Origin of the sequence: Rhizobium sp. R339, from assembly GCF_002211395.1 — a bacterium.
GTDB lineage: Bacteria > Pseudomonadota > Alphaproteobacteria > Rhizobiales > Rhizobiaceae > Rhizobium.
This window is the reverse complement of record NZ_LOKV01000012.1, coordinates 211469-233910: the sequence shown is the minus strand read 5'-3', so window position 1 is coordinate 233910 and position 22442 is coordinate 211469. Positions and strand designations below refer to the sequence as shown.

Below are 22442 nucleotides of genomic sequence, written 5' to 3'. Positions count from 1 at the left end.
ATTTGGTCCGTCCCGCCACGCCTCATGCTCGTGTTGCGTAGCAGGGCCAACGGCGTCGTCTCAGCGGCAAAAATACTTCGGCAAGCTGTATGCTCACTCTGGCACTTTACGTCGTAAAGAGCCCGTCGCTAGTTTCAACTATACCCCGGCAGATTAATAAATTCAGGCAATTGATTATCTTCAGACCCGCGCCAACCTTCAGTAGATCGGCGGTCGATGACTCTGCACTTCCACCATCAAAAGGACGCCCCGATCGTCCTTTTGAGCAATCGGTCGAAAGCGCGTCGCCAGGACTAGGCTGTAAGGGTTCGCGTTTGGGGTAAGGTGCCATGGAGCTGGTCTATTACTGCGTGCACAAGCTTGGGAGCTTTTTTTACAACACTTATTATCTGAATGGTCGGGCAATGGCGCTCAGTTTCGCCATTTCTATTGGCTTGGTTCTGACCGTTTTCGCGGTGGAACTCGCCTATGTGGGGTTCGGCAATTCCGGGTTCCGTCGGGTTTTCTTCGAACGCACCAAATCCACAATCACCGACATCGTCTATTTCGTCCTTCAGGCGACGGGTATGATTACGTTATTCGCGGCGCTCGCATCATTCGGTCTGTCCTATGCCATCACCCACGCGGCCCAGGATGCCCCCCACCTGGATCTTGCCCGGAGGCTGCCAGGCTGGGCACAAGTTCTCTTGTTCCTAGTGCTGTCAGACTTCTTGAGCTACTGGCAGCATCGGCTGATGCACCGGCTGCCCGTACTATGGCGGCTGCACGAATTTCACCACGCAGCCGAAGAGTTCAACGCGCTGACTTCGTCGCGCGAGCATCCGCTGGAGAAGGCCATAAACGTGGCCATCATGGTCGTTCCGGCGCTGCTTATCGGGCTGCCAACGGCGGAATTCGCCTTCGTGACCATCACCTTTGGCGCCATTGGTCTGGTCAAGCACAGTGCCATTCCCTGGCATGGCTGGTTTGGCAAATACGTGATCCAGTCACCACGCGACCACTTCATCCATCACTCCCAAGTGCGGGAACATCACGACAAGAATTTCGCCAATTATTTTCCGATCTGGGATCATTTGTTCGGCACCTATTACGAGGGTGAAGCAGAAGGTGCAAAGCTGGGTCTCGACCGCAACTACTTCAACCAAACCGATCCGTTCCGCGAAAGCATCGCCACAGAAATCCGTTTCTTCCAACGCGCGTGGCAAGCTGCCAAGGCCGTAAGCCCCATAAGCGGAAAGCCTGTCTCCCCGCAGGGGCTGTCGGGCCCGGGAGAGCGCCGGTAGCGCGAAGCCGGCATCGGCTTGATGTGAAAAGCGGCAGCTTTCGGGACTACACACCTAGCATCCGCCTGCCCTGATGTTGGGCAATCAGTGTTCGGCAGCCTCGCGCCGTCACAATGGTCATCGAGCCGCGGGTCGCAGTTGCTGCAAAGCGGACATGACACAACGCGGGTCGCAGTTGCGCCAAAAAGCCGCCATTCCGCCCCATCGGTAATTAGATCACGAATTCCTCCTCATACGTCCGTGGCTCGGGAACGACCGTAACTTCCACCGGAACGATCCAATTAGCCGCGTAGCTCTCGCAGTCGGAATGCGGGAGGTCGGGCTGCACGCACCCCGCCCCATCGATCGCGCGGCACCGCAGTATATATTGCCCCACCTCTTCAGGGGTCCATATGTACTCCCACAAGCGCCATGCAAAGGGACGTTCTGTTTCGAGGAGCCTTCCCTCGCGCCAGCCCCTGCCATCTCCGGCGCAGACCTGCACCTGCCGGACAACAGCCTCTCCGCTCCAGGCGGCTCCGAAAATCCGATACGGTTGGCCGACGATGAGACGCGCCCCCTGCACGGGACGCGCCATCTGCGCTTTGACCTGCATCTCCGCAAGGGGGACCAGCCTGGGTTCCCCGAGGCTGCGCTCCCAACGGAAATAGTCGCGCGCCTGCCAGTAGCCAAGGAACGGTTGCTCCACAACCGTGATATCAGTGATCCACTTGACCCAAGCCATGCCGAACCAGCCACCCACGACCGCGCGTAGCGGGTAACCGTGGTCGCGCGTCAACGGCTCCTCGTTCATCGAATAGGCAAGGATCGTGCTGTCAGCGATGGCCTTCTCAAGCGGTAAACTGCGCGCAAAAGCGATAGGGCCGGGAGAAGCCGTTTTCTTGTTCGCATCGACGACGCCGCTGTCGGCACCTACGAGCAGAACCTCACGTGCGGTTGGCTTGACGCCCGCCATTTCCAAAATCTCGCGCAGAAGCACACCTGTCCACGCGGCGTTCCCGACGGCTCCGTTTTGCCACTGCAATCCCTCCCTCGGCGGCACATAGTAAACGCGCCCGTTCCCTGCGCACTCGACGACGGCAGTGAGAGTCGTGCTCCGCATCGCCTTGATGCTGTCGAGGTCAAGTTCGATCGGCCGCTCCACCGCCCCGCCAACGCGCAATCTCCAGTCTCGCGCATCGAGGTCCGGCGACGGGAAATGGTTTCGCACGAAGAACAGCTCGGTTGGGATCAGCCAATCGGAGAGCGACGCAAACGGAAACTCGATGTTCGGTGGGGATTTCTGTCGAACTATTAGGCTGGGTTGCTCTGGTGTCGGCATCGCCTTCGTCTCCCCTTCCAAGAACACAACGTTGACACTCGGTCGCGCGAATTCCGGTTCGATCACACCGCCCTTCGCAGTGCGTCTGTCGCGTTCCGCCTTAGACCCTAGCACATACCGCACGTTCCTCGCATCGACCTCGAACGGCAGCAAAGGGCCGACCCCAGACCCTAGCGGCAAGAACTCTGATCTCCGCTTTCGTTTTGGGTGTTTACCAGCGGACAGTCGGCCTTCGGCCACATGTCGGCATTACCGATTTTGACGCGCAATGATGCTATTTGCACTTTGCAGTCCTATGCCGGCTTGGAATTAGGTCAGCACGATTTGCGACCCAATAACTCTGGGCCTAAGGCCAATCCGCATACCCCGAAGACAGCATGCTGTTTTCCGAACCGGCGGAAGCGCGGGCGATCTCGCGGTAGCCGGCGGGGGAAAGGCCGGTCTTGCGCTTGAAGAAATGGCTGAAATAGGTCGGGTCGCGGAAACCGAGACTGTCGGAGATTTCCTGGATGTTGCGGGCCGAGCGTTCCAATCTCAGCTTTGCCTCCTGCACCACGCGTTCGTGCAGGAGCTGGATCGGCGAGCGGCCGAGCGCCCTTTGGCAGATGGAATGAAGCCGGTCGGCGGTGACGCCGAGTTCGGCGGCATAATCGCTGATAGGACGGTGCTTGCGGAAACCGGCCTCGACGAGCTGGCGGTATCGCTGCAGGATCGATCCGGTTTCGCCCTGCCCTCGCTCCTCGCCTCTCTCCCCGCCGCAGCCGCGCCAAAGCGCCATCAGCGCCAGCCTGATATAAGCGGCTGCGACCATCCAGGACGAGCGGGCGGGATCGCCGAGTTCGCGCACGAAACCCGAAATCAGCGGCGCGATTTCGGCCACCAGCTGAGGATCGGCGGCTTCGACCAGCTTGCGCTGCTCGGTGAAGAGGCGCAGCGAATAGGATTCCACCTTGTCGCCGATCGCATCGACCATGATCTGCGCCGACACCCCGACAAGATGAGCCGCGGTGCCGGCGGCAATGGAAAGATCGCATCGCGCCTGCGGCGGCAGGAAGGCGATGAGCGGTCCCTGCAGCGGCCGGTCTTCGCCATTGTCGAAATGCAGTTCGGCCGCGCCGTCCCCTAGCAGGAGGAAGTGATGAAAATCGGCATAGATCCCTTTCTGGAAACGAATGCGCCGGTGCGAAAGCGACGGCCCGTGCCATTCGCCCCTCGCATAATGATGAATGCCTCCGTTCGTTGCCAACGCTCGCCTCCTCTTTGCGCATCGAACAGTGCGGCAATCGCCGGATAATTACAATATTAACCCAACAAATCGCATTCCATCCTGAAACGATCGGCGTAACCTCATCTCCATCAGCCTTTGGGAGGAGGCACCTCGACAGATGCGGGAATGGTTGGACGGCCCTCGGGCCGCGGCTTCCGCTCGTCTTCCCCCATGGCAATGAAATAAGCGCCGGCTGGCGGCGGATGGGGAAAACCGTGTTTTCGGCAAAGCTGATGATCAACAACGAGGCGGTGGAGGCGTCCGACGGGGCGACGTTCGAACGCATCGATCCGCTGACCGGCGACGTCGCGACGGTCGCCGCGGCGGGCTCCGTCGCCGACATGGCGAGGGCCGCCAATGCAGCCGCAGCCGCCTTTCCCGATTGGTCGCAGACCGGCCCGGGCGAGCGCCGCAGGCTGCTCAATGCCGCAGCCGACCTTCTCGAAGCCCGCACGCCCGAACTTATCGCCGCCATGACCGGCGAAACCGGCGCCACCGCGCAATGGGCGGCAATCAATTGCGGGCTCGGCGCGGATATTCTGCGCGAGGCAGCGGCGATGACGACGCAAATCTCAGGTGAGCTCATTCCATCAGGCATTCCGGGCAGCATGGCAATGGCGGTGCGCCAGCCGGCCGGCGTCTGCGTCGGCATCGCCCCCTGGAATGCGCCGATCATCCTCGGCACCCGCGCCGTCGCCATGCCGCTTGCCTGCGGCAACACCGTCGTCCTCAAGGCCTCCGAACTCTGCCCGAAGACCCATGGCCTGATCGGCGACATCCTGCGCGACGCCGGCTTTCCGCGCGGCGTCGTCAATGTCGTCTCCAATGCACCAAGTGACGCCGCCGCCGTCGTCGACGCGCTGATCGCCCATCCGGCCGTGCGCCGCATCAACTTCACCGGTTCCACCCGCGTCGGCAGGATCATCGCCGAAGCCTCGGCACGGCATCTCAAGCGCTGCCTGCTGGAACTCGGCGGCAAGGCGCCCTTCATCGTGCTTGCCGATGCCGATATCGACGAGGCGGTCGGCGCCGCCGCCTTCGGCGCCTTCATGAACCAGGGCCAGATCTGCATGTCGACCGAGCGGATCATCCTGATGGACGAGATCGCCGACGGCTTCGTCGGCAAGTTCCGAACGAAAGCCTCAACCCTTATCGCCGGCAGCCCCAAGGACGGCAATACGCCGCTCGGTACGCTGATCAACGCCGAAGCCGTGCGCCGTGTGCGGTCGCTGATCGACGACGCCGTGCAGAAAGGCGCCGTCCTCGTCTGCGGCGGCGAGGCCCACGGCACGCTGATGGATGCGACCGTCATCGATCACGTCACGCCTGCCATGCGCATCTACCGCGAGGAGAGCTTCGGGCCGGTCGCGGCGATCATCCGCGTCGGCAGCATCGACGAGGCCGTGACCATCGCCAATGACAATGAATACGGGCTTTCGGCGGCGGTTTTCAGCGGCGATGTCAATGCCGCGCTCGCCGTCGCCATGCGGCTCGAATCCGGCATCTGCCACATCAACGAGGCGACGGTTTCCGACGAGCCGCAAATGCCGTTCGGCGGCGTCAAATCGAGCGGCTACGGCCGCTTCGGCGGCAAGGCCGCGATCGATGAATTCACCGAGCTTCGATGGGTCACCATCGCATCGGGAAAACGACAATACCCGATCTGACGGCAGATCGGCCGGAATGAACAGGAAACGGGCGGGAGGCCCGCACCAAGAGGGAGGAACAATTTCATGAGCAGGACATTCAACACGGCGTCTCTCACGCGCCGCTCTTTCATCGCATCGGCCGCCGCGGGCAGCGCGGCGCTGGCGCTTTCCGGCCGCACGGCCTTTGCCGAGAGCGGCGACACGCTGAAGGTCGGCTTCATCAGCCCGCGCACCGGCCCGCTCGGCGGCTTCGGCGAGACTGATGGCTATGTGCTCGACCTCGCACGCAAGGCGCTGGCGAACGGCCTGCAGGCCGGCGGCAAGACCTGGAAGGTTGATATTCTCGATCAGGACACCCAGTCCGATCCCTCGCGCGCCGGCCAGCTGGCGAAGGAGCTGATCAACAACCAGGCGATCGACCTGATGCTCGCCGTCTCGACGCCCGAAACGATCAATCCGGTGTCCGATGCCTGCGAGGCGGCCGGCGTGCCCTGCCTCTCCACTGTCATGCCCTGGGAAGCCTGGTATTTCGGCCGCGGCGCCAAGCCGGGCGCGCCCTCGCCTTTCAAATGGACCTATCATTTCGGCTTCGGCGTCGAGGAGTTTCACAAGGCCTATGTCTCGCAGTGGAGCCTGATCGAGACCAACAAGAAGGTCGGCGTCATGTATCCCAACGACGCCGATGGCAATGCGATCCGCGCTCACCTGGCGCCCGCGCTTGCCAAGGCCGGCTTCACCATCGTCGATCCAGGCGCCTATGAAACCGGCACCACCGATTTCTCGGCGCAGATCGCCCTCTTCCGGCAGGAGGGCGTCGAGATCTTCAACTCTTTCCCCATTCCGCCCGACTTCGCCGCCTTCTGGCGCCAGGCCGCCCAGCAAGGGCTCACCCAGCAGATCAAGATCTGCCAGGTTGCCAAGACGGGCCTGTTTCCTTCCGACATCGAGGCGCTCGGCGATCTCGGCATGAACATCGGCAGCGCCGCCTATTGGCACAAGGCCTTCCCCTACAAATCGACGCTGACCGGCGTCTCGGGAACCGAGCTTGCCGATGGCTATGAAGCGACAAGCGGCAAGCAGTGGACGCAGCAGCTCGGCGCCAGCCTCGCGCTTCTCGATGCCGGCTTCGACGCGCTGAAGGCGAGCAGCGACGTCAAGAGCAAGGAGGCCGTTGCCAAGGCGCTCGCCTCGCTGAAGACGACGACGATCGCCGGCAAGGTCGACTTCACCAGCGGCCCCGTCGCCAATGTCTCGCCCGGACCGATCATCGGCACGCAATGGGTCAAGGCGGCGGAAGGCTCGAAATTCGCGCTCGACTACGTCGTCACGGAAAACGCCACCGACCCCAACGTCCCGGTCGGCGCCAAGCTCACCGCCTACAACGGATAACGCACGGTGCAGCAGCAAACTCAAAATCGGCCGGGAGGAGCCTTTCTCTCGGCCAGGGGAATCCACAAGCGGTTCGGCGCGCTCGTGGTCTTGGAAAATCTCGATTTTTCCATGGGCGACGGCGACGCGGTCGGCATCGTCGGGCCGAACGGCGCCGGCAAGACGACGCTGCTCTCCGTGCTCGCCGGCGCTTTCCCGCCGAGCGCGGGAAGCATCACCTTCGATGGCGCCGACGTCACGCGCCGGACGGCGGCGGAACGATGCCGCTCGGGCCTGGTGCGGACACATCAGATCCCGAAGCCCTTCAGCGGCATGACGACTTTCGAAAACGTCTTCGTCGCCGCGTCCCACGGCAATGCCGCAAGCCGCGACGAGGCCTATGACCGCGTGGTGGATTCGCTTTCGCTCTGCGGCATGCTCGGCGTCGCCAACCGCCCGGCGGACACGCTCGGCCTGCTCGATCGCAAACGCCTGGAGCTTGCCCGCGCTCTCGCCACGCAGCCGCGGCTGCTGCTGCTCGACGAGATCGGCGGCGGGCTCACCGACGGCGAGGCGAGCGAACTCGTGGAAACCATTCTCGAATTGCGCCGCCGCGGCATCGGCATCGTCTGGATCGAGCATATCGTCCATATCCTGCTGCAGGTGGCCGAGCGGCTGATCTGCATGGATGCCGGGCGGATCATCGCCGATGGCGAGCCGAAAGCGGTCATGAGCAACGCCGAAGTCGTCAAGGCCTATCTCGGAGGAACGCAGGCATGAGCCTTCTCTCCATCCGTAACCTCGACGTCCGCCACGGCCTGCTGCAGGCGGTGCGCGGGGTCAGTTTCGATATCGCCAAGGGCGAGGTGCTGGCGCTGGTCGGCGCCAACGGCGCAGGCAAGACGACGCTGCTTCGCTCGATCGCCGGCGCCCACCTTCCCGCCTCCGGCGAGATCCTTCTCGACGGCGAGGATCTCGCCGCCATCCCCTCCCACAAGCGGATCGCCAGGGGCATCGCCCTGGTGCCGGAAGGCCGGCGCCTGTTTTCGCAGATGACCGTCGAAGAGAACCTGCTTCTCGGAAAGAGCTGCGGGCGCAAGGGCGAGTGGAGCGTCGACCGTGTCCTCGACGCCTTTCCGAACCTGAAGCCGCGCCGCCATGCCAAGACGGGCCACCTCTCGGGCGGGGAGCAGCAGGCGACCGCGATCGGCCGCGCCCTGATGAGCAACCCGGATATTTTGCTGCTGGACGAGGTCTCGCTCGGGCTTTCGCCGCTCGTCGTCGACCGCGTCTATACCCAGCTGCAGTCCCTGCTCACATCGGGGACGACGATCGTGCTCGTCGAGCAAGATCTCGCCCGCGCCATGAGTGTCGCAAGCCGGGTCATCTGCATGCTGGAAGGACGTATCGTGCTCGACAGGCCGGCGGCGGCCGTCACCCGCGAGCACGTCACCCAGGCCTATTTCGGATTGCACCGGGCCGCCGGCGAGAGGAGCGCATCATGATCAATTCCCTGATCCAGGGCATCCTGCTCGGTGGCTATTACGCCGTCATCGCCTGCGGACTGTCCTTCATGTTTTCGGTCATGCGGATTATCAATCTCGCGCATGGCAGCCTGGCGATCGCCGCCGCCTACGGGCTGTGGCTGCTCGCCGCCAAGGTTGGCATTCCGCCTTTCGCCGGCCTGCTGATCGTGCTGCCGGCCATGGCGATCCTCGGCTGGCTGTTGCAGCGTTTCATCCTGGAACGCAGCGCCCGCGGCGGCACACTGCTGCCGATCCTGACGACCTTCGGCCTGTCGATCGTCATCGACAACCTGCTGTTCGAGCAGTTCGGCGCCGACACGCGCTCGCTCGCGCCCTTCATCGGCAATCTCTCCTATGCATCCTGGCAACTGCCGGGCCATATCTTCGTCGGCAAGCTCGCTGTCATGATGATGGTAACGGCGATCCTCCTTCTCGGCGCGCTGCAGTTCTTCCTCAGCCGCTTTGCACTCGGCCGCGCCATCCGTGCCACGGCCGAAGATCCCGATACGGCTGGGCTCGTCGGCATCGATGCACGTAGAGTGAATGCCGTCGCCACCGCGATCACCATGGTCACGATCGGGATCGCCGGCGCCTTTCTCGGAATGCGGGCGACCTTCAGCCCCTATGCGGGCGGGCCGCAGCTGCTCTTCGCCTTCGAGGCGGCCCTCATCGGTGGAGCCGGATCGCTCTGGGGCACGCTTGCCGGCGGCATCATTCTCGGCCTTGCCCAGTCGCTCGGCGCGCAACTGCATCCGCAAGGCTTCCTGATCGGCGGCCACGCCGTATTCCTGCTCGTCCTTTTTATCAGGCTGTCCCGGTTTGGCATGCCTCGGCTCGACAGGCTCGGCGCCTTCCTCAACCTTCGAGCACGTCTCAGGAGCCCGACATGACACTCGTCTCCAACGGAATATCGATCGAACGCTGGACGACATCGTCACGGATGGCGCTCGGCGCCATGGCCGCCTTGCTTGCCCTGCTGGCGCTCGCTCCCATAATGCTCGGCGCCGGCGCGATCGACCGGATGACGGCCCTGTTCATCTATGTGATCCTTGCCGCCATGTGGAATGCGCTCGCCGGTTTCGGCGGGCTCGTCTCCGTCGGCCAGCAGGTGTTCTTCGGCCTCGGCGCCTATTTCACCATCCGGCTTGCGGATGCAGGGCTCGATCCCTTCGTCTCGATCTTTGCCGCCGCGATCGTGACCGGTGCGCTGTCGGTGCCGCTTTCGCTCTTCATGCTGCGGCTGAAGGGCGGCGAGTTCGCGATCGGCATGTGGGTCGTGGCCACGCTCGCCCATCTCCTCGTCAATCTCGACAGCCTCATCCAGGGCGAAACGGGAACCTCGCTGATCTCGCTCAACCTTTATGACAGCGGCACGCGGCGGGCGGCGATCTATTGGCTTGCGCTCGCCTCCATGGCGGCCCTGCTCGGCGCGCTCTTCATGCTGATGAGAAGCCGCGCGGGGGCGGCCATGCAGGCGATCCGCGACAATGAGGAGGCAGCGACCTCGGTCGGCGTGCGGGTGATCGCGACCAAGCGGCTGCTCTTCGTGCTCGCCGCCTTCGGCATCGCCGTCGCCGGCGGCCTGTGGCTCGCGAGCGCCACCACCTTCCAGCCGAAGACCTATTTCAGCGTCCAGTGGACCGCCTACATGATCTTCATGGTGCTCGTCGGCGGCATCGGCAAGTTCGAGGGCGCGATCCTCGGCGCTCTTCTGTTCTTCGTCATCGAAACCTTCTTCGGCAGCGCCGGCGTCTGGTATCTGATCGGTCTCGGCGCCACCGCCCTGATCTTCTCCCTCTACTTGCCGCGGGGGCTTTGGGGCGAAATCGAACGCCGCTTCGATTTCCAGCTTCTGCCCGTCGGCTATCGGCTGAAACTTCCCGGTCCGAACAAGATCAAATGGGAAGAATGAGCCTGCCTCCAGTTTCTCTTGTGAAAGGTGACATTCATGCTTTTTGGTAAAACGATCCTGGTAACCGGCGTGGCGTCCGGCATCGGCGCGCGCACGGCGGAACTGGCGGGCCAAATGGGCGCCGAGGTCATCGGCATCGACGTGCGCGAACCCGCCCATGGAGGCGCCGCCTTCATCCGGGGCGATCTGTCCACGCCCTCGGGCGTTGCCGAGATCGTCGCGCAGCTTCCCTCGCGCCTCGATGCACTCGCCAATGTCGCCGGCCTTTCCGGTAACACAGGCGTCGTCTCGACGCTCGCCGTCAATTTCTACGGTCTTCGCGCCCTGTCGGAAGCCGTGGCACCGCGCCTGCGCGAAGGCGGCGCCATCGTCAACGTCGCCTCGATCGCCGGCTATGGCTGGCGTGCTAATCTCGATCGGGCAAAGATCCTGACCGGCATCGAAGGCTTTCCCGATGTCTCGGCGGTCGCCGCCGAACACGGCCTCAGGGACGAGGAAGGCTATCCGCTTTCCAAGGAACTGCTGCTGCTCTGGACCATGCGCGCGGCGCACCAACCCCTGTTCAAGGACCGTGGTATCCGCGTCAATGCGGTGAGCCCGGGACCGGTGGAAACGCCGATCCTCAAACAGTTCCGCGCGGTGCTCGGCGACGCCAGAGTCGACAGCGACATCACCCGCGTCGGCCGCGCCGGCACCGCCGCCGACATCGCCCCCGCCGTGCTCTTCCTCTGCTCGGATGGCGCGCGCTGGATCAACGGCACCAATCTTGCCGCCGACGGCGGCCTCGAAGCATCCATCAATGCCGAAGTTCTCGGCTTCTAATTCTGTTTCTGAGGAGATCCCCGATGAATATTTCCCTGCTCATAAACGGCGCGGACCGCGCGGCCTCCGGCGGCCGGACCTATGACCGCCTCGATCCGTTCACCGAGAAGCTCGCCAGCCGCGCCGCCGCCGCAAGCCTGGAGGATGTCGCCGCCGCCGTCGACGCCGCTTCCGCCGCCTTCGTCACCTGGTCGAAGACCGGCCCCGGCCAGCGCCGCGCCATCCTGATGAAGGCGGCCGACATCATGGATGCCAAGGCCGGCGAGTTCACCCGGCTGATGATCGAGGAGACCGGCGCCACCGCGCCCTGGGCCGGCTTCAACGTCATGCTCGCCGCCAATATCCTGCGCGAGGCCGGCGCCATGACGACGCAGATTTCAGGCGAAATCATTCCCTCCGACAAGCCGGGCACGCTCGCCATGGGCGTTCGCCAGGCCGCCGGCGTGTGCCTCGCCATCGCCCCCTGGAATGCGCCCGTCATTCTCGCCACCCGCGCCATCGCCATGCCGATCGCCTGCGGCAATACCGTCATCCTCAAGGCATCCGAGCAATGCCCCGGCACGCACCGGCTGATCGCCACCGCTCTCACCGAGGCGGGCCTTCCCGCCGGCGTCATCAACGTCCTCACCAACGCGCCGGAGGATGCGCCTGAAATCGTCGCCGCGCTGATCGCCCATCCCGCCGTCAAGCGCGTCAATTTCACCGGCTCGACCAAGGTCGGCAGGATCATTGCCGAGACCTGCGGCAAATATCTCAAGCCCGCTCTCCTCGAGCTCGGCGGCAAGGCGCCGCTTGTCATTCTCGACGACGCCGATATCGACGGCGCAGTCAATGCCGCAATCTTCGGCGCCTTCATGCATCAGGGCCAGATCTGCATGTCGACCGAGCGGATCATCGTCGACGAGGCGATCGCCGATGAGTTCGTCGCCAAACTCGCCGCCCGCGCCAGCCAACTGCCGGCCGGCGACCCGCGCGGCCATGTCGTGCTCGGTTCGCTGATCAGCCTCGACGCCGCCAAGAAAATGGAAGGGCTGATCGCCGATGCGACGGCCAAGGGCGCAAAACTCGTGGCTGGCGGCAAGCGCTCGGGCACCGTCGTCGAGGCGACGCTGCTCGATCGCGTCACACCTGAAATGCGCGTCTATGCGGAAGAATCCTTCGGGCCGGTCAAGCCGATCATTCGCGTCTCCGGCGAAGAGGAAGCGATCCGTATTGCCAACGACACCGAATACGGCCTGTCGTCCGCCGTCTTCAGCCGCGACATCCAGCGGGCCATGGCGGTTGCCGCGCGCATCGAATCCGGCATCTGCCACATCAATGGGCCGACACTGCACGACGAGGCGCAGATGCCCTTCGGCGGCGTCAAAGGCAGTGGCTACGGCCGCTTCGGCGGCAAGGCGGCGATCGCCGAATTCACCGACCTGCGCTGGATCACGGTGGAGGATTCCGCCCAACACTATCCCTTCTGAGGGAGGCGCCACCGCGCCGCAGTGGTTATTCCGTTGTGGCGCGGGTCCGCTCAGACCGAGAAGCGGGCCAGCGCCTCGGCAAGTTTCAGCCAGAGATCATGGGGCGGCGAAGGAATCGGCCGCGAATCCTCATCGGAGGCCCTGACTTCGTAAGCGAGCTCGGTCGAGCCGGAGCCCGCCAGCATCCGGCGGAATTTCGTGGCCCTGTCCGTAAACCGATCCGAACCTCGTTCCCCGAGCACCGTACGGATCGTCACCAAGGCGAGATTGAAGTTCTTCTGCAGTTGCCCAAATGCGCCGCGATGTTTGTCCCGCATGCCTGCATGGAGATCTCCGTGAGCGAGAGCGGCCATCGCCGCGTTGAAATCGCAGAGGTTGTCGTCGATCGACGCAATCAGCTCATTGAGAACGGCTGCCGAGCGGCAAAGATCCGCATCCGCATAGTCGGCGCTCATGCGCGCCGTCAGATCGCCACTCATGACGGCAGGCACCAAGGCCGCGATTTCAGCGCAGAATCTGCCTTTCTGATCCGGATCTAGGACCGGGTTCACGGCCATATCCCGCCCCCGGCCATTCGTTATCTCGACCATGCGCGCCAGGCCCTAGAGCAAAGCACCGTTGCGGCGAGAGCCGCAGCAAAGCATGAGAGCAAAACCGCTATGAACCATATCGTATTTCCATATGCCTGCTGACCTATCGCGCCTGTACCACATCTGAGCGAGCCGGATCGCACGGGTGGCGGAAACCGGCCTCATCCAAGGCGGTAACGTTTAAGGAAATCCTTCGCCGCTTCCGCAGCCGCCGGTTTTTCGCGCAGATCGGATAGTCCCTGCGTATTTTGATCGTAATCGAGCGGTGGATACGTGCGGAGATCCGCATTTCTCCCGCGCTGGTCGGTTGAAGCACGCGGCGCGGCGATATATTCCCCGGCCGGCAGAAACCCAGCGCCGCTGATGGCGGGCTTTGACAGCTTTCTTGAGGTCGAGAATAGATGAAAACGCCGCAGCGGAAATTCGTCGTCGAATTCAAGTCGGGACGGCGACAACCAAAGGCGCGGACGACCTCGATCTGGGGCGACACGGATTTCAAGGCCCTGGCGCGCGAAGTGCAGGACCAGTCGCCGCATCCGTTCAACGCGACCGAAACCGCCGCCGAAAGCCGCGACACCTTGCCCGAGCCGCTGAACCAACACCCTATCGGCCAGATCGATGCGAAGGCCGCGGAAGCGGCGCCATCGGAACCGGCGCAGCAGCAGGCCGCCATCTTGATTGCCGAAGCCACCGTGCCCGCGCAGGAGAGCCAGCCAGCATCGAAGCCTGCAGCCGCGTCGAAGCGCGCGCCGCGCAGATATTCGAAGCGCGAGCCGGCCACGGTCGCATCCGCTTTGACCGTCGAGGCGAACCCGCGTCCGCAATTCGAAGCCGAAGACGCTCCGGCTTCCAAACAGGACATTGCCTTCCTCGAAGCGGAAAACAAGCGGCTCAAAAGCCTGCGGGCCGAACAGCTCCACGCCGAAAATCTTCAGCTCAGGACGATGCTCGCCCGCTTCGAGAGCTAAGCACGCCGGCTACGCCGTCAGCCGAAGATTGTTCAAGATGCGCGCGGCGTTCAGCTCTCCAGCCATTGGGCGAGAAGCGTGGCGAAGGCGGTCGAGTGGGACTAGGCCGGCTCTCAGCATCTAAATTTCCATGCTCGCCGCGGTCAGTGCGCGATATTGTCGCCATGCTGATAGAATGTGAACGCGTTGCCGTCGTAACGGAATGCATGGCGGTTGGTCGCTATCCACAAAGCGTTATCAGACACGCTGTCGAGGCTGATGATCTGGGTCTTGCCGTCCAGCTTTTCGCCCGTAAGCAGCCTCACACGAGAGCCTTCGAGCACATAAAGACCATGCAAGGTGCCCAGATAGATCTTCCCTTGGAAGCTACGGACCGACCAGATGTAATCGCCAGGGAAAAACTCCCCCAAACTGCGGAAGCCCGCACGGGCATTGCCGATCAAAACAGTGCCGTCTTCGCCCACGACCAGCACTTCCTCTGCTGAGATGCAATGCATCGCGGTTAGAATGGCATCTGTTTTGGTATCGATCTTAGCCCAGGCCTTTCCGTCGTAGTGAAAGAGGTTCCCACCATTGCCGCAAACATAGACATCCGTCTCGTTTGCGCCATCCATATCATTGAAATTAGGCGCTTGCCGCATCGATTGCGTAAACTGGCGCAGCATGTCATCGGAACCGACGCCGCATTTGGAAACGGCAGGCTCAAGGCATTTTTGCCGAGTTCCGCCAGTTCTTTGTCGATAGGCGCCCAACCGATCTCATCGCGCCGATAGACCTGCCCGTAGTTGCCGCAGACAAACAAGGTAGAACCGATCTCTCTGATCCGTGTCACCGCGCCGAGAGCGCGCTTTCCCATCAGGCCTGCGTCGGCGATTTTTTCATAGATCTCCTCCGCAGAGTTCGCGATCTCGACGTCGCCCTCCGCCGTCATGGCGCAGGCTGCGCGTCTCTTCCGTTCCCGCTGCCGTCGCAGACCTAGCGACACCCCCTGCTCGTGGGCCAATCCCGATAGTGCCATACCTCCTCCGTTTCCGGGCACAGATAGTAAAGGCGGGTAAATTCCGCATCCTGCGGCAGTTCATCAGGGATCGTCGCAATAACGAAGATTTCGTCGGCTGCGGCGCAAGCGACAACGAATTTAACAGGTACGACCATTGGCCTCCAGAGAGCAAAGCGGGCGCCAGATGTCCCTTAGTGGTGCGGAGTGCACCTAAGCATCAATTGTCGATCAGACGGTCGTGACCGATCGTAACGAACAGCTTCGAGATGCCAAAGGCACCCCGACCGCCCTCCTTCGGATCAACGTAGCGTTCAAATGTAAAGGATCCCATCTGCGTCAGAACGCCGAGATATTCGATGAAGCCGCCGATTGAGAAATCCTTGGCGGCACCATCACCGCCGAGGCGGAAGTGAGGAACCATGGTATAGACCTGATTCGCACTGATCGGCCCAAGCCGGCGGCGCACGGCCTCGAAAACAGGCTTGCCGGTCCTTAGAATCCACCCAGCCGTGAACATCGAAAACGTTGGCGTCTACGGCGGAAGCTACCGCCATATCGTCATCGAAGGGAGGGATACCCTCGATGACTTTGGCAGTGATGTCCGTGGTGGTGACCGTGCCGGAATTCACATTGAGTGTGATCACCTTAAATTTGGGATGCCAAATGCTGGCTTCACCGAACGCATCCCGCATGAAGGGCACCATTTTTGCGGCGTCGAATTCCGGATCGCCGGCAAACAGCGTATGCAAAACAGGCATGATCGGCTCGGGATCGCAGATCCAGTAAAGACCATCGCGCCACTGCCCCCGACCATGTTCAATCCAAAAATCAATCATGGCGTCAGGCAGCCTCCCACGATAGCCCTCAGCCTGCGAAGCAGAAACCGTTGTACCATCTTTGAGCGGTCCGAATTCATCCAGTACGTCCTGCAGGGGGCGTCGAGGTGTGACAGACATTTCGGCTCCAGATGCTCATTGCGCTCTATAGGGCTCAAGGCGCGACTTTAACGCCACCCTTGAACGGCCTTGCCGAAAGCTCTTTAGGGATATCGTATTGATGCCAGCCTTCGTCGTCCAAAATGTAATAGCGAAGCCCATAATCGAACACATAGAGCTTCTCGTTATGGACGAAGATTGCGCTCGGCTGCAGCACGAAAGGGGCGGAGCGCATCTTCACCTTAGGCGCGAACGGCTTTGCAACATGACCGTCGAACCGGAATAATTCGGTGCCGGTCGCAAGGATCAGATCGTTGCGCAAGCGAGCGCCATCCTTGAAGTTTTTCTCCCGATCGGCAATGGACGAAATATCGCTAAACCCGGCTTGCGGATTTCCCTTCATCACAAGGCCATCAGAACCGATGACATAGTCAGCGTCGGACCCATCACTCTCGACATCGGCAACATAAGAATATGCAGGCAGAGACCGAGCGATACGATCCGGCAATTTCTGCTGCGTCCAAGACTCAGGCTGGCCAGTGAAAAGTGTTTTCAGACGCGGGTAGCTGTCCATTTCGGCATAGAGCTTTTTCTTCAATTCAAAGCGCTCTTCATCGGGCATATCCTTCCGATAGAGAGGGTGTCCGGGATAGAGATTGAAATGCCGCGTATTCACTGTCTGCGTGCCGACAATAAAGATATCGCCCGCCCGATTGGCTCCTATGATCGTCCAATCAGGGGCCTTGTAGGGATATTCTGTCTGTAAAGGAGGAGAGACATCTTGCCAGGATTTTTCTTTACCAAGCTTAAGAAAGCCGTCACCGCCCGCAACCAACCATTGGTCCTCTACAGGTAAAATGGAGCTGAACAGGATCTCGGGCGCGTCATCAGATTCGGCTTGGGTTCCGGGTATGATCGAATGCTCAGCGCCATTGGGACTGATCACATAAATGTCCCCGTTCAGGCTCAGCGTTACATAGGACGGCTCGCCCGCACCATCAGGCTGCGGCACGACCCGGATATCCCGCAATTCCCGCCGCACATCGAGGCGTGAAAATGTCTGCGCTTTGACGTCGCGCGTCAGTATGATCGTATAGGGATCGTCCCAGCGCGGGCCGCCGAGCAAAAGCGCAAAATATCGATCATCCGCCATAACCGCCGCGTAAAGCGTTGGCTCCCACGCGCCATAAAGCTCTTCGAAATCTTCGTCGTCGTCGATGGCATCAGTCATCGTCACACTCTCGATCTATTAGGGATATCGGCCATTTCGGAGAACTTCCGCAATCCGGCCGGTAGGAAGTGGCTTTTCCTTCGTACGGCCTGGCGCAGTCAAACCGGTCTTTGCTTTCACTTGCGCCGCCGCTCGCGCATTAGCGGCTTCTGCGCAAACCTTGTCGATATCCTTTGTTTGCAGGAGCGCCGCCTGTGATCTTAATAGGATGTCTTCCATGGGAGCGGTACCGGGAAATTCCGGATGATCAATCCCTGCAAACTCTTTCCTGATGTGTTCATGCACCCCTCCTGAGTCATTTTTATTGCTGTGCTCATCGCTCGTCAGGCAGATTGACTCGCCTTGGCCCTCTGTAGGTGCATTCGGAACGCGTTCTGTCGTCACCTTTCCCGCTCGATCTCCTAACCGGTAGACCATATCGGGCACGACGTGATGGGTCTTGCCACCGCGCGCCGTGCATGGCCCGTAGATATCGTCGTAGGGGCCTATAAGGCACTCTTTCTTTTTTTTATCATCGACCCTTGTATTGGACCCCGGATCAAGTGGCGGGGGCGGAATTGGCTTCGGTTTCTTCTCCTCTTCTTCTTTTTTCCGGGCCTCGTTCATTTCCTTGAGCTTCTGCTCGATCTGGTCGTCCGACAGGCCCTGAAAAGGAGAGAGGACACTTTGAACTTCGGCATCCGACATTGTGCGGACGTCCATCGGCTTTCCGGCCAATGTCGACAAGATGTCATTGGCAAGCGGGACGCGTTCGCTATCATTAATGATGAGGCCGTATTTCCCTTCCCAAGTTGAAGAGTTGAACATATCCAATGGGTTGCTGACATGTTCGCGGCCACCAAGCAGACGGTTCTGAGTGATAACGTGATCGCCTGCGCCAGACAGGATCGCCTGAAAAGCACGCGCTTCCGCAGCTTTCTCAGCCTGCGTCTTGCTAAGGTCGTCTAATACAAGCGATGCAGCGCGGCCCCAAATTCCGAATCTTTTAAGGACCGTCGAACCAACTTTAGGCCAGTTGGCGGTTGGCGTCTGAGTTGTCGGCGGAGCGGTCGTGGTCGCTCCCCTCGTCGTTCCACCTATCAGTCCGCCACCACCATTCGTCATCGTGCCGACATTCGCTTGCGCGTACTGCGCACCCATGATCAGCGGCTCAGGCGAGGCATCGCTCATCACGCGGCCTTCGTTTGCGCTCGTGCCATTGGAGCGCAGCGATCCTAAAACGGGATCGTCGTCTTTCGGCGGCGCATATGTCTGCGTCCCACGCACGAAGATCGCTTCGCCTTGCGTATTCCGATTGTTCATCCAGAAACGATCGAGATGGCGGATGACATGGGAGCCTTCGGCGCGTACCTGCTCGGCATGTCCAATGGGCTCGCAGATATTTTCAACAGTACCGGATTTGACACCCTTTTTCGTGCCCGGGGCATCACCGTGGACGTGCGTCGTACAAGAGCGCATGACCATTGCTTTCTTCCCGGTAAAGCGGACGGAAGGCGTGTAGTCTTTGTCGTGTCCGCAATAGTCGACGATCGGATAGGGAATGGGAACGACCGAAGAACCTACCGGCGTCAGGCAGACGTCCGGCGACAGCGAGACAACCCGCGCTTCGTCCAAATCGCGCAACCCCTCCCGCGGTTGCCTTGTCGTCCAAGGGCTTGGATAATCTGGCTCACCGACGTAATTATCGCGTGGGATGCTCATGCCGCGACCCTGCTGCCAGGGACAACAGCCGCGACGTTGACCTGAACCCGTGTCAGCATCAATTGGGTTCCTAGAGCTTCCGGCAGCGGAAAGCGCCCCCGCCAAGTCAGCATTACCCGGTCATCGTTCCGCCAGTCGAAATGCACGCCATCGAGTGAAAGCACATGCCATTCGTCACGATCGTGACCGGCACAATGTAACCCCAGCGTCAGCCCAGGCAGCCGCCCTGCGGCGTGTGCGAAGCGAGGGTGCAGATCATCCAACTGGTAGTCTTCGCCCCCCGCCAGAGAAGGGATCGCAACGAGATCAGGATGAGCGCTTTGCCAGAAGCGTGTGTCGAAATCCCTAGGCAGAAGCGGATGGCGCTCGTTTAGCCAGAGATCGTCATAGGTGCCGGCGTATTGCTGGCGGAACCGCCACCACGGCGACACGAGGCCCAACCCCTGCGGCTCGGCCGGCTCCCGCCAATTCAGTTTCTCCCCGGGCAAGGTGATTTGCGGCGCGGCGACGGGTGGGTGGTCGAACGGCCTGTCGAGATTAACGATGCCGCAGCCGAGCGGATTGCGCGCTTCGACATCGGGGGGTGTTTCGGTTTCCGGATCGCCCGTACCAGGGATTTGGCCGCCATAGGCCTTACTCCAGCAAATCGGCACCTGGGATGCCGGCTCGGCTTGCGTGAGTTGCCAATCCGTCAGGACGCGTTTGGGTTCTCTGGCAGAAAAGCCCGCCCATTTTTCTTTGATCACAGGGCGCCAGAAACGCGCACCGTGGACTTCGAGCCTCTTGGAAAGCTCTCCGACGCGCAGGCCAACCTGCCAAGACGGGGCTGGCGTGCCGCCTGGCGCATAAGCATTGCCAAGGAATGTGATGTCGGTTCCAGCCTTCTCCGGTGTCAAGTCGGTCTGGCGCAGCAGGGGGCCGGCATGGGGATCGCCGTCATAGGCGTCCTCCCACTGAAAATCTTCCTGTTTCGCGGCGATGGCGAGCGTCTCGCCCTGGCGATGAACAAACGTGCCGCGAACCGACACGACGCAATCCAGATCCCCGTTCGCATCGAACTGCCGGAAAGCCATGGCTGGAAAGGGAAGTCGGTTGATCAGTTCCAAGCAACTTCCTCCTCAGTTCAGGTCGATCGGCTTGCCGCGCATCTGGAAATGTTCGGTCGCAACGAAGTTGAAGGTCTTGCCGAGAATGATCACTTCGCCGTTGGCTTTCATGATGAATTTGGAATCGCCGCATTCGATGACGAATTCCTCGCCGACCGCGATCTTCTTGAACTTGCCGACGCTCTCCAGCGAGGTCTGGCCGACATTGGTGACCTTGCTCATGCCGATCTGCTCGGCCCGCGCTATGCCGATCGTGTCGGATTTGAAGGCGCCGACGATCGTGTTCATGATGCCTGGCATCGGGAAAAGGCCCGAAGCCGCATCGCCGACGCCCGTACCGGAGCCGGCGAGCGCCGTGCCCGCATCCGCTCTTGGCGACGGTCCCGACACCACGCCCTCGCGGCTGCCCAGTCCGCCGGCGCCGAGAAAGCCGAGCGCCGAAGACGCAACCGTGCCGACAAAGGCCGCAAGCCCGGCCCCGCCGCCGCCTGCAATTTGCCCGGCCTGCGCCAGGAGCCCCGCAGTATGTCCGGAGAGCCCGCTGACCGCTCCCATCAGCGCCATCGCCATCGGCCCCGTGCCGCCGACGACCGTGTTCACCGAACCGCCGATCTCGTGCTTCTGGTTGCCGCTCACTTCTACCGCGCGATTGCCACCGATGGCCGAGACCTCGTGGCGGTCGACGCGTTTGGTGCGGTCGTTCAGCACGCGCGTCGTCTGGTCCTTCTGGGCATGGAAGAACATGTTCTCCTGGCCGGCCTCGTCCTCGAAGGTCATTTCGTTGAAGCCGGTGCCCTTGTGCGTGTTCGAGCGCATGACCATGCGGGTCTTGTTGGCCGGCAGATCGTATGGAACCGTGTTGGAAGGATTGGGCACCACGCCTGTCACCAGCGGCCGGTCGGGATCGCCGTCGACGAAGGCGACCATCACCTCCATGCCGATGCGCGGAATGACCTGTGCGCCCCAGGTGCCGCCGCCCCAGACCTGGCTGACGCGCACCCAGCAGGTGTCGGAACCGTCCCTCTTGGCCTTGCGGTCCCAGGGGAACCATAGCTTGATGCGGCCGTACTGGTCGGGGTGGATCTCCTCGCCGACGGGCCCGGCGACGATTGCCACCTGCGTGCCTTCGATGCGCGGCCGCTTCGTCCCGCGATGCGGCGTCATCGGCACCCGCGACGGCACCGCCTCGAAGGTGTTGGTATATTCCGGCTCATTGCTGTTGGTCTCGTAGGAGCGGTCGACGACGGTATGGGTCGCCTTCACCACCACATGCTCGTCATACACGTGATCGGGATGGGCGACCTCATAAGGCGTGAAGCGGCGCCCTGCCTCCAGTATGCGGGATGTGGAATCGCCGAAGACCCGGTCGTGATCGGCTTCGGAGGCCTGCATTCTGAGTTTTTCGGCCCGTTCCGCCTCGGCGACGGAGGAAATGCGCGCCGGATATTCGTAGAGTTCGCGCTTGGTCGCTTCCGGCATCTGCACGAGCGACGGCGTCATGGTGCCGGGCACCATGCGTGGGGTTTCGAAATTCCAGTCGGCGCCGGCGCGTTGCCCCGGCACATAGGAATAGCGCCGGCTCCACTCGGTGATGTGGTTGCGGTCGGCCGAACCCTGCGCCAGGCGGACCCGGGCCTCGCCCTGCGCCGAGGGCGACGAGCCGAGCCAGGATTGGGCGCTGTCGGCCACATGCAGCTTGTGTTTGCCGTCCTCGTGCGAGAACCAGTAAAACAGGCCGTCTTCCTCGAAGCGGCGGGTGAGATAGGCAAGGTCGGTTTCGTTCCACTGCACCGAATAATGCTGCGGCGGCGGTGGCGTGATCACGCCCGACGTATCGGGCGCCGGGATGCCATGCTCGGAAAATAGCGTCTCGACGATGTCGACGGAGGTCTTGTCCATCCAGATGCGGCAGTCGGATCGGCGCGATAAGAGCCACATTTGCGGCCTCAGCACCATGGAATAGGAGCGCAGGCCGCGGGTGATCGGCGGGCCTTCGTTGAGCTCGGTCACCAGACCGTTGAACGGCCGGCGCACGCCGCCTTCGCCATCGCCCTGCTGCACCTCCACGGAAACATCCATCAGGCGGCCGATCAGTTCCTCCGGCTTGACGGACGGCTTCTTGGCGCGCGCCGAAACCTTGATTTCGAAGAGCGAAGAAATGCCTTCCTCGATCGTCACGCGCTCCGGCAGAAGCTGGTCCTCGCCGAGCGGCGAAACGATCTTCAGAATACGGTTCGCCTGGATGAAATCGGCGGCGAGGGATTGCAAATCGTCCATAACATCACGTTCCGTCT

At 61.8% G+C, this 22442-nt stretch carries 20 protein-coding genes; 10 read left to right on the top strand and 10 right to left on the bottom strand.

What is annotated here, in order from left to right:
- The first annotated feature begins 329 nt into the window (after positions 1-329).
- Entirely contained in the window at positions 330-1283 is a 954-nt protein-coding gene (locus ATY76_RS15330) for a sterol desaturase family protein (protein ID WP_088675590.1), read from the top strand.
- A gap of 211 nt (positions 1284-1494) precedes the next feature.
- Here ATY76_RS15330 and ATY76_RS15325 read toward each other — a convergent pair whose 3' ends face one another.
- Together ATY76_RS15325 and ATY76_RS15320 are read right to left on the bottom strand one after the other, a co-directional pair.
- Positions 1495-2670, bottom strand: a complete 1176-nt coding sequence (locus ATY76_RS15325) for a sulfite oxidase (RefSeq protein ID WP_190233664.1) — start codon at positions 2668-2670, stop codon at positions 1495-1497.
- 280 nt (positions 2671-2950) lie between these two features.
- Complete coding sequence (locus tag ATY76_RS15320; protein WP_088675589.1) at positions 2951-3850, bottom strand: AraC family transcriptional regulator; 900 nt, start codon at positions 3848-3850, stop codon at positions 2951-2953.
- Positions 3851-4074: 224 nt separating this feature from the next.
- Between ATY76_RS15320 and ATY76_RS15315 the strand changes: the two genes are divergently transcribed.
- The 8 genes from ATY76_RS15315 to ATY76_RS15280 all read left to right on the top strand — a co-directional run bounded on the left by ATY76_RS15315 (position 4075) and on the right by ATY76_RS15280 (position 12617).
- On the top strand, positions 4075-5538 hold the full coding sequence (locus ATY76_RS15315) for an aldehyde dehydrogenase (protein WP_088675588.1): 1464 nt from the start codon (positions 4075-4077) through the stop codon (positions 5536-5538).
- Positions 5539-5604: 66 nt separating this feature from the next.
- Positions 5605-6909, top strand: coding sequence for an ABC transporter substrate-binding protein (locus ATY76_RS15310; protein WP_088675587.1), 1305 nt, complete (start codon positions 5605-5607; stop codon positions 6907-6909).
- A 6-nt stretch (positions 6910-6915) separates the two neighbouring features.
- A complete protein-coding gene (locus ATY76_RS15305) occupies positions 6916-7668 on the top strand; it encodes an ABC transporter ATP-binding protein (protein WP_088675586.1) in 753 nt (250 codons plus the stop codon).
- A complete protein-coding gene (locus tag ATY76_RS15300) occupies positions 7665-8393 on the top strand; it encodes an ABC transporter ATP-binding protein (protein WP_088675585.1) in 729 nt (242 codons plus the stop codon). The genes ATY76_RS15305 and ATY76_RS15300 overlap by 4 nt, the downstream gene beginning before the upstream one ends.
- On the top strand, positions 8390-9304 hold the full coding sequence (locus ATY76_RS15295) for a branched-chain amino acid ABC transporter permease (protein WP_088675584.1): 915 nt from the start codon (positions 8390-8392) through the stop codon (positions 9302-9304). Before ATY76_RS15300 ends, ATY76_RS15295 begins: the two co-directional genes overlap by 4 nt.
- Entirely contained in the window at positions 9301-10326 is a 1026-nt protein-coding gene (locus tag ATY76_RS15290; protein WP_088675583.1) for a branched-chain amino acid ABC transporter permease, read from the top strand. The genes ATY76_RS15295 and ATY76_RS15290 overlap by 4 nt, the downstream gene beginning before the upstream one ends.
- A gap of 36 nt (positions 10327-10362) precedes the next feature.
- The gene (locus ATY76_RS15285) at positions 10363-11148 is read left to right on the top strand and encodes a coniferyl-alcohol dehydrogenase (RefSeq protein WP_088675582.1); all 786 of its coding nucleotides are present in this window, start codon (positions 10363-10365) and stop codon (positions 11146-11148) included.
- Between the two features lie 23 nt (positions 11149-11171).
- Positions 11172-12617 (top strand): aldehyde dehydrogenase, encoded by a 1446-nt coding sequence (locus ATY76_RS15280; RefSeq protein ID WP_088675581.1) that lies wholly within the window; start codon positions 11172-11174, stop codon positions 12615-12617.
- Positions 12618-12667: 50 nt separating this feature from the next.
- Here the strand turns inward: ATY76_RS15280 and ATY76_RS15275 are convergent, their stop codons facing one another.
- Complete coding sequence (locus tag ATY76_RS15275; protein ID WP_245309905.1) at positions 12668-13174, bottom strand: chemotaxis protein; 507 nt, start codon at positions 13172-13174, stop codon at positions 12668-12670.
- A 434-nt stretch (positions 13175-13608) separates the two neighbouring features.
- Between ATY76_RS15275 and ATY76_RS15270 the strand changes: the two genes are divergently transcribed.
- Complete coding sequence (locus ATY76_RS15270; protein ID WP_088675579.1) at positions 13609-14175, top strand: hypothetical protein; 567 nt, start codon at positions 13609-13611, stop codon at positions 14173-14175.
- Positions 14176-14318: 143 nt separating this feature from the next.
- Here the strand turns inward: ATY76_RS15270 and ATY76_RS33250 are convergent, their stop codons facing one another.
- From ATY76_RS33250 to tssI, 7 genes are all read right to left on the bottom strand, one after another.
- The gene (locus ATY76_RS33250) at positions 14319-14927 is read right to left on the bottom strand and encodes a hypothetical protein (RefSeq protein ID WP_141105022.1); all 609 of its coding nucleotides are present in this window, start codon (positions 14925-14927) and stop codon (positions 14319-14321) included.
- A gap of 465 nt (positions 14928-15392) precedes the next feature.
- Complete coding sequence (locus tag ATY76_RS34215; protein WP_245309904.1) at positions 15393-15596, bottom strand: hypothetical protein; 204 nt, start codon at positions 15594-15596, stop codon at positions 15393-15395.
- Positions 15568-16131: a GAD-like domain-containing protein gene (locus ATY76_RS15255; RefSeq protein ID WP_245309902.1), complete on the bottom strand. Its 564-nt coding sequence runs from the start codon at positions 16129-16131 to the stop codon at positions 15568-15570. Before ATY76_RS15255 ends, ATY76_RS34215 begins: the two co-directional genes overlap by 29 nt.
- A 34-nt stretch (positions 16132-16165) precedes the next feature.
- A complete protein-coding gene (locus tag ATY76_RS15250; RefSeq protein WP_088675576.1) occupies positions 16166-17341 on the bottom strand; it encodes a hypothetical protein in 1176 nt (391 codons plus the stop codon).
- 18 nt (positions 17342-17359) lie between these two features.
- Positions 17360-19042: a PAAR-like domain-containing protein gene (locus tag ATY76_RS34210; RefSeq protein WP_245309901.1), complete on the bottom strand. Its 1683-nt coding sequence runs from the start codon at positions 19040-19042 to the stop codon at positions 17360-17362.
- Positions 19039-20148: a DUF2169 domain-containing protein gene (locus tag ATY76_RS15240; protein ID WP_088675575.1), complete on the bottom strand. Its 1110-nt coding sequence runs from the start codon at positions 20146-20148 to the stop codon at positions 19039-19041. The genes ATY76_RS34210 and ATY76_RS15240 overlap by 4 nt, the downstream gene beginning before the upstream one ends.
- A gap of 12 nt (positions 20149-20160) precedes the next feature.
- On the bottom strand, positions 20161-22425 hold the full coding sequence (gene tssI, locus ATY76_RS15235; protein WP_088675574.1) for a type VI secretion system tip protein TssI/VgrG: 2265 nt from the start codon (positions 22423-22425) through the stop codon (positions 20161-20163).
- Positions 22426-22442: the final 17 nt, after the last annotated feature.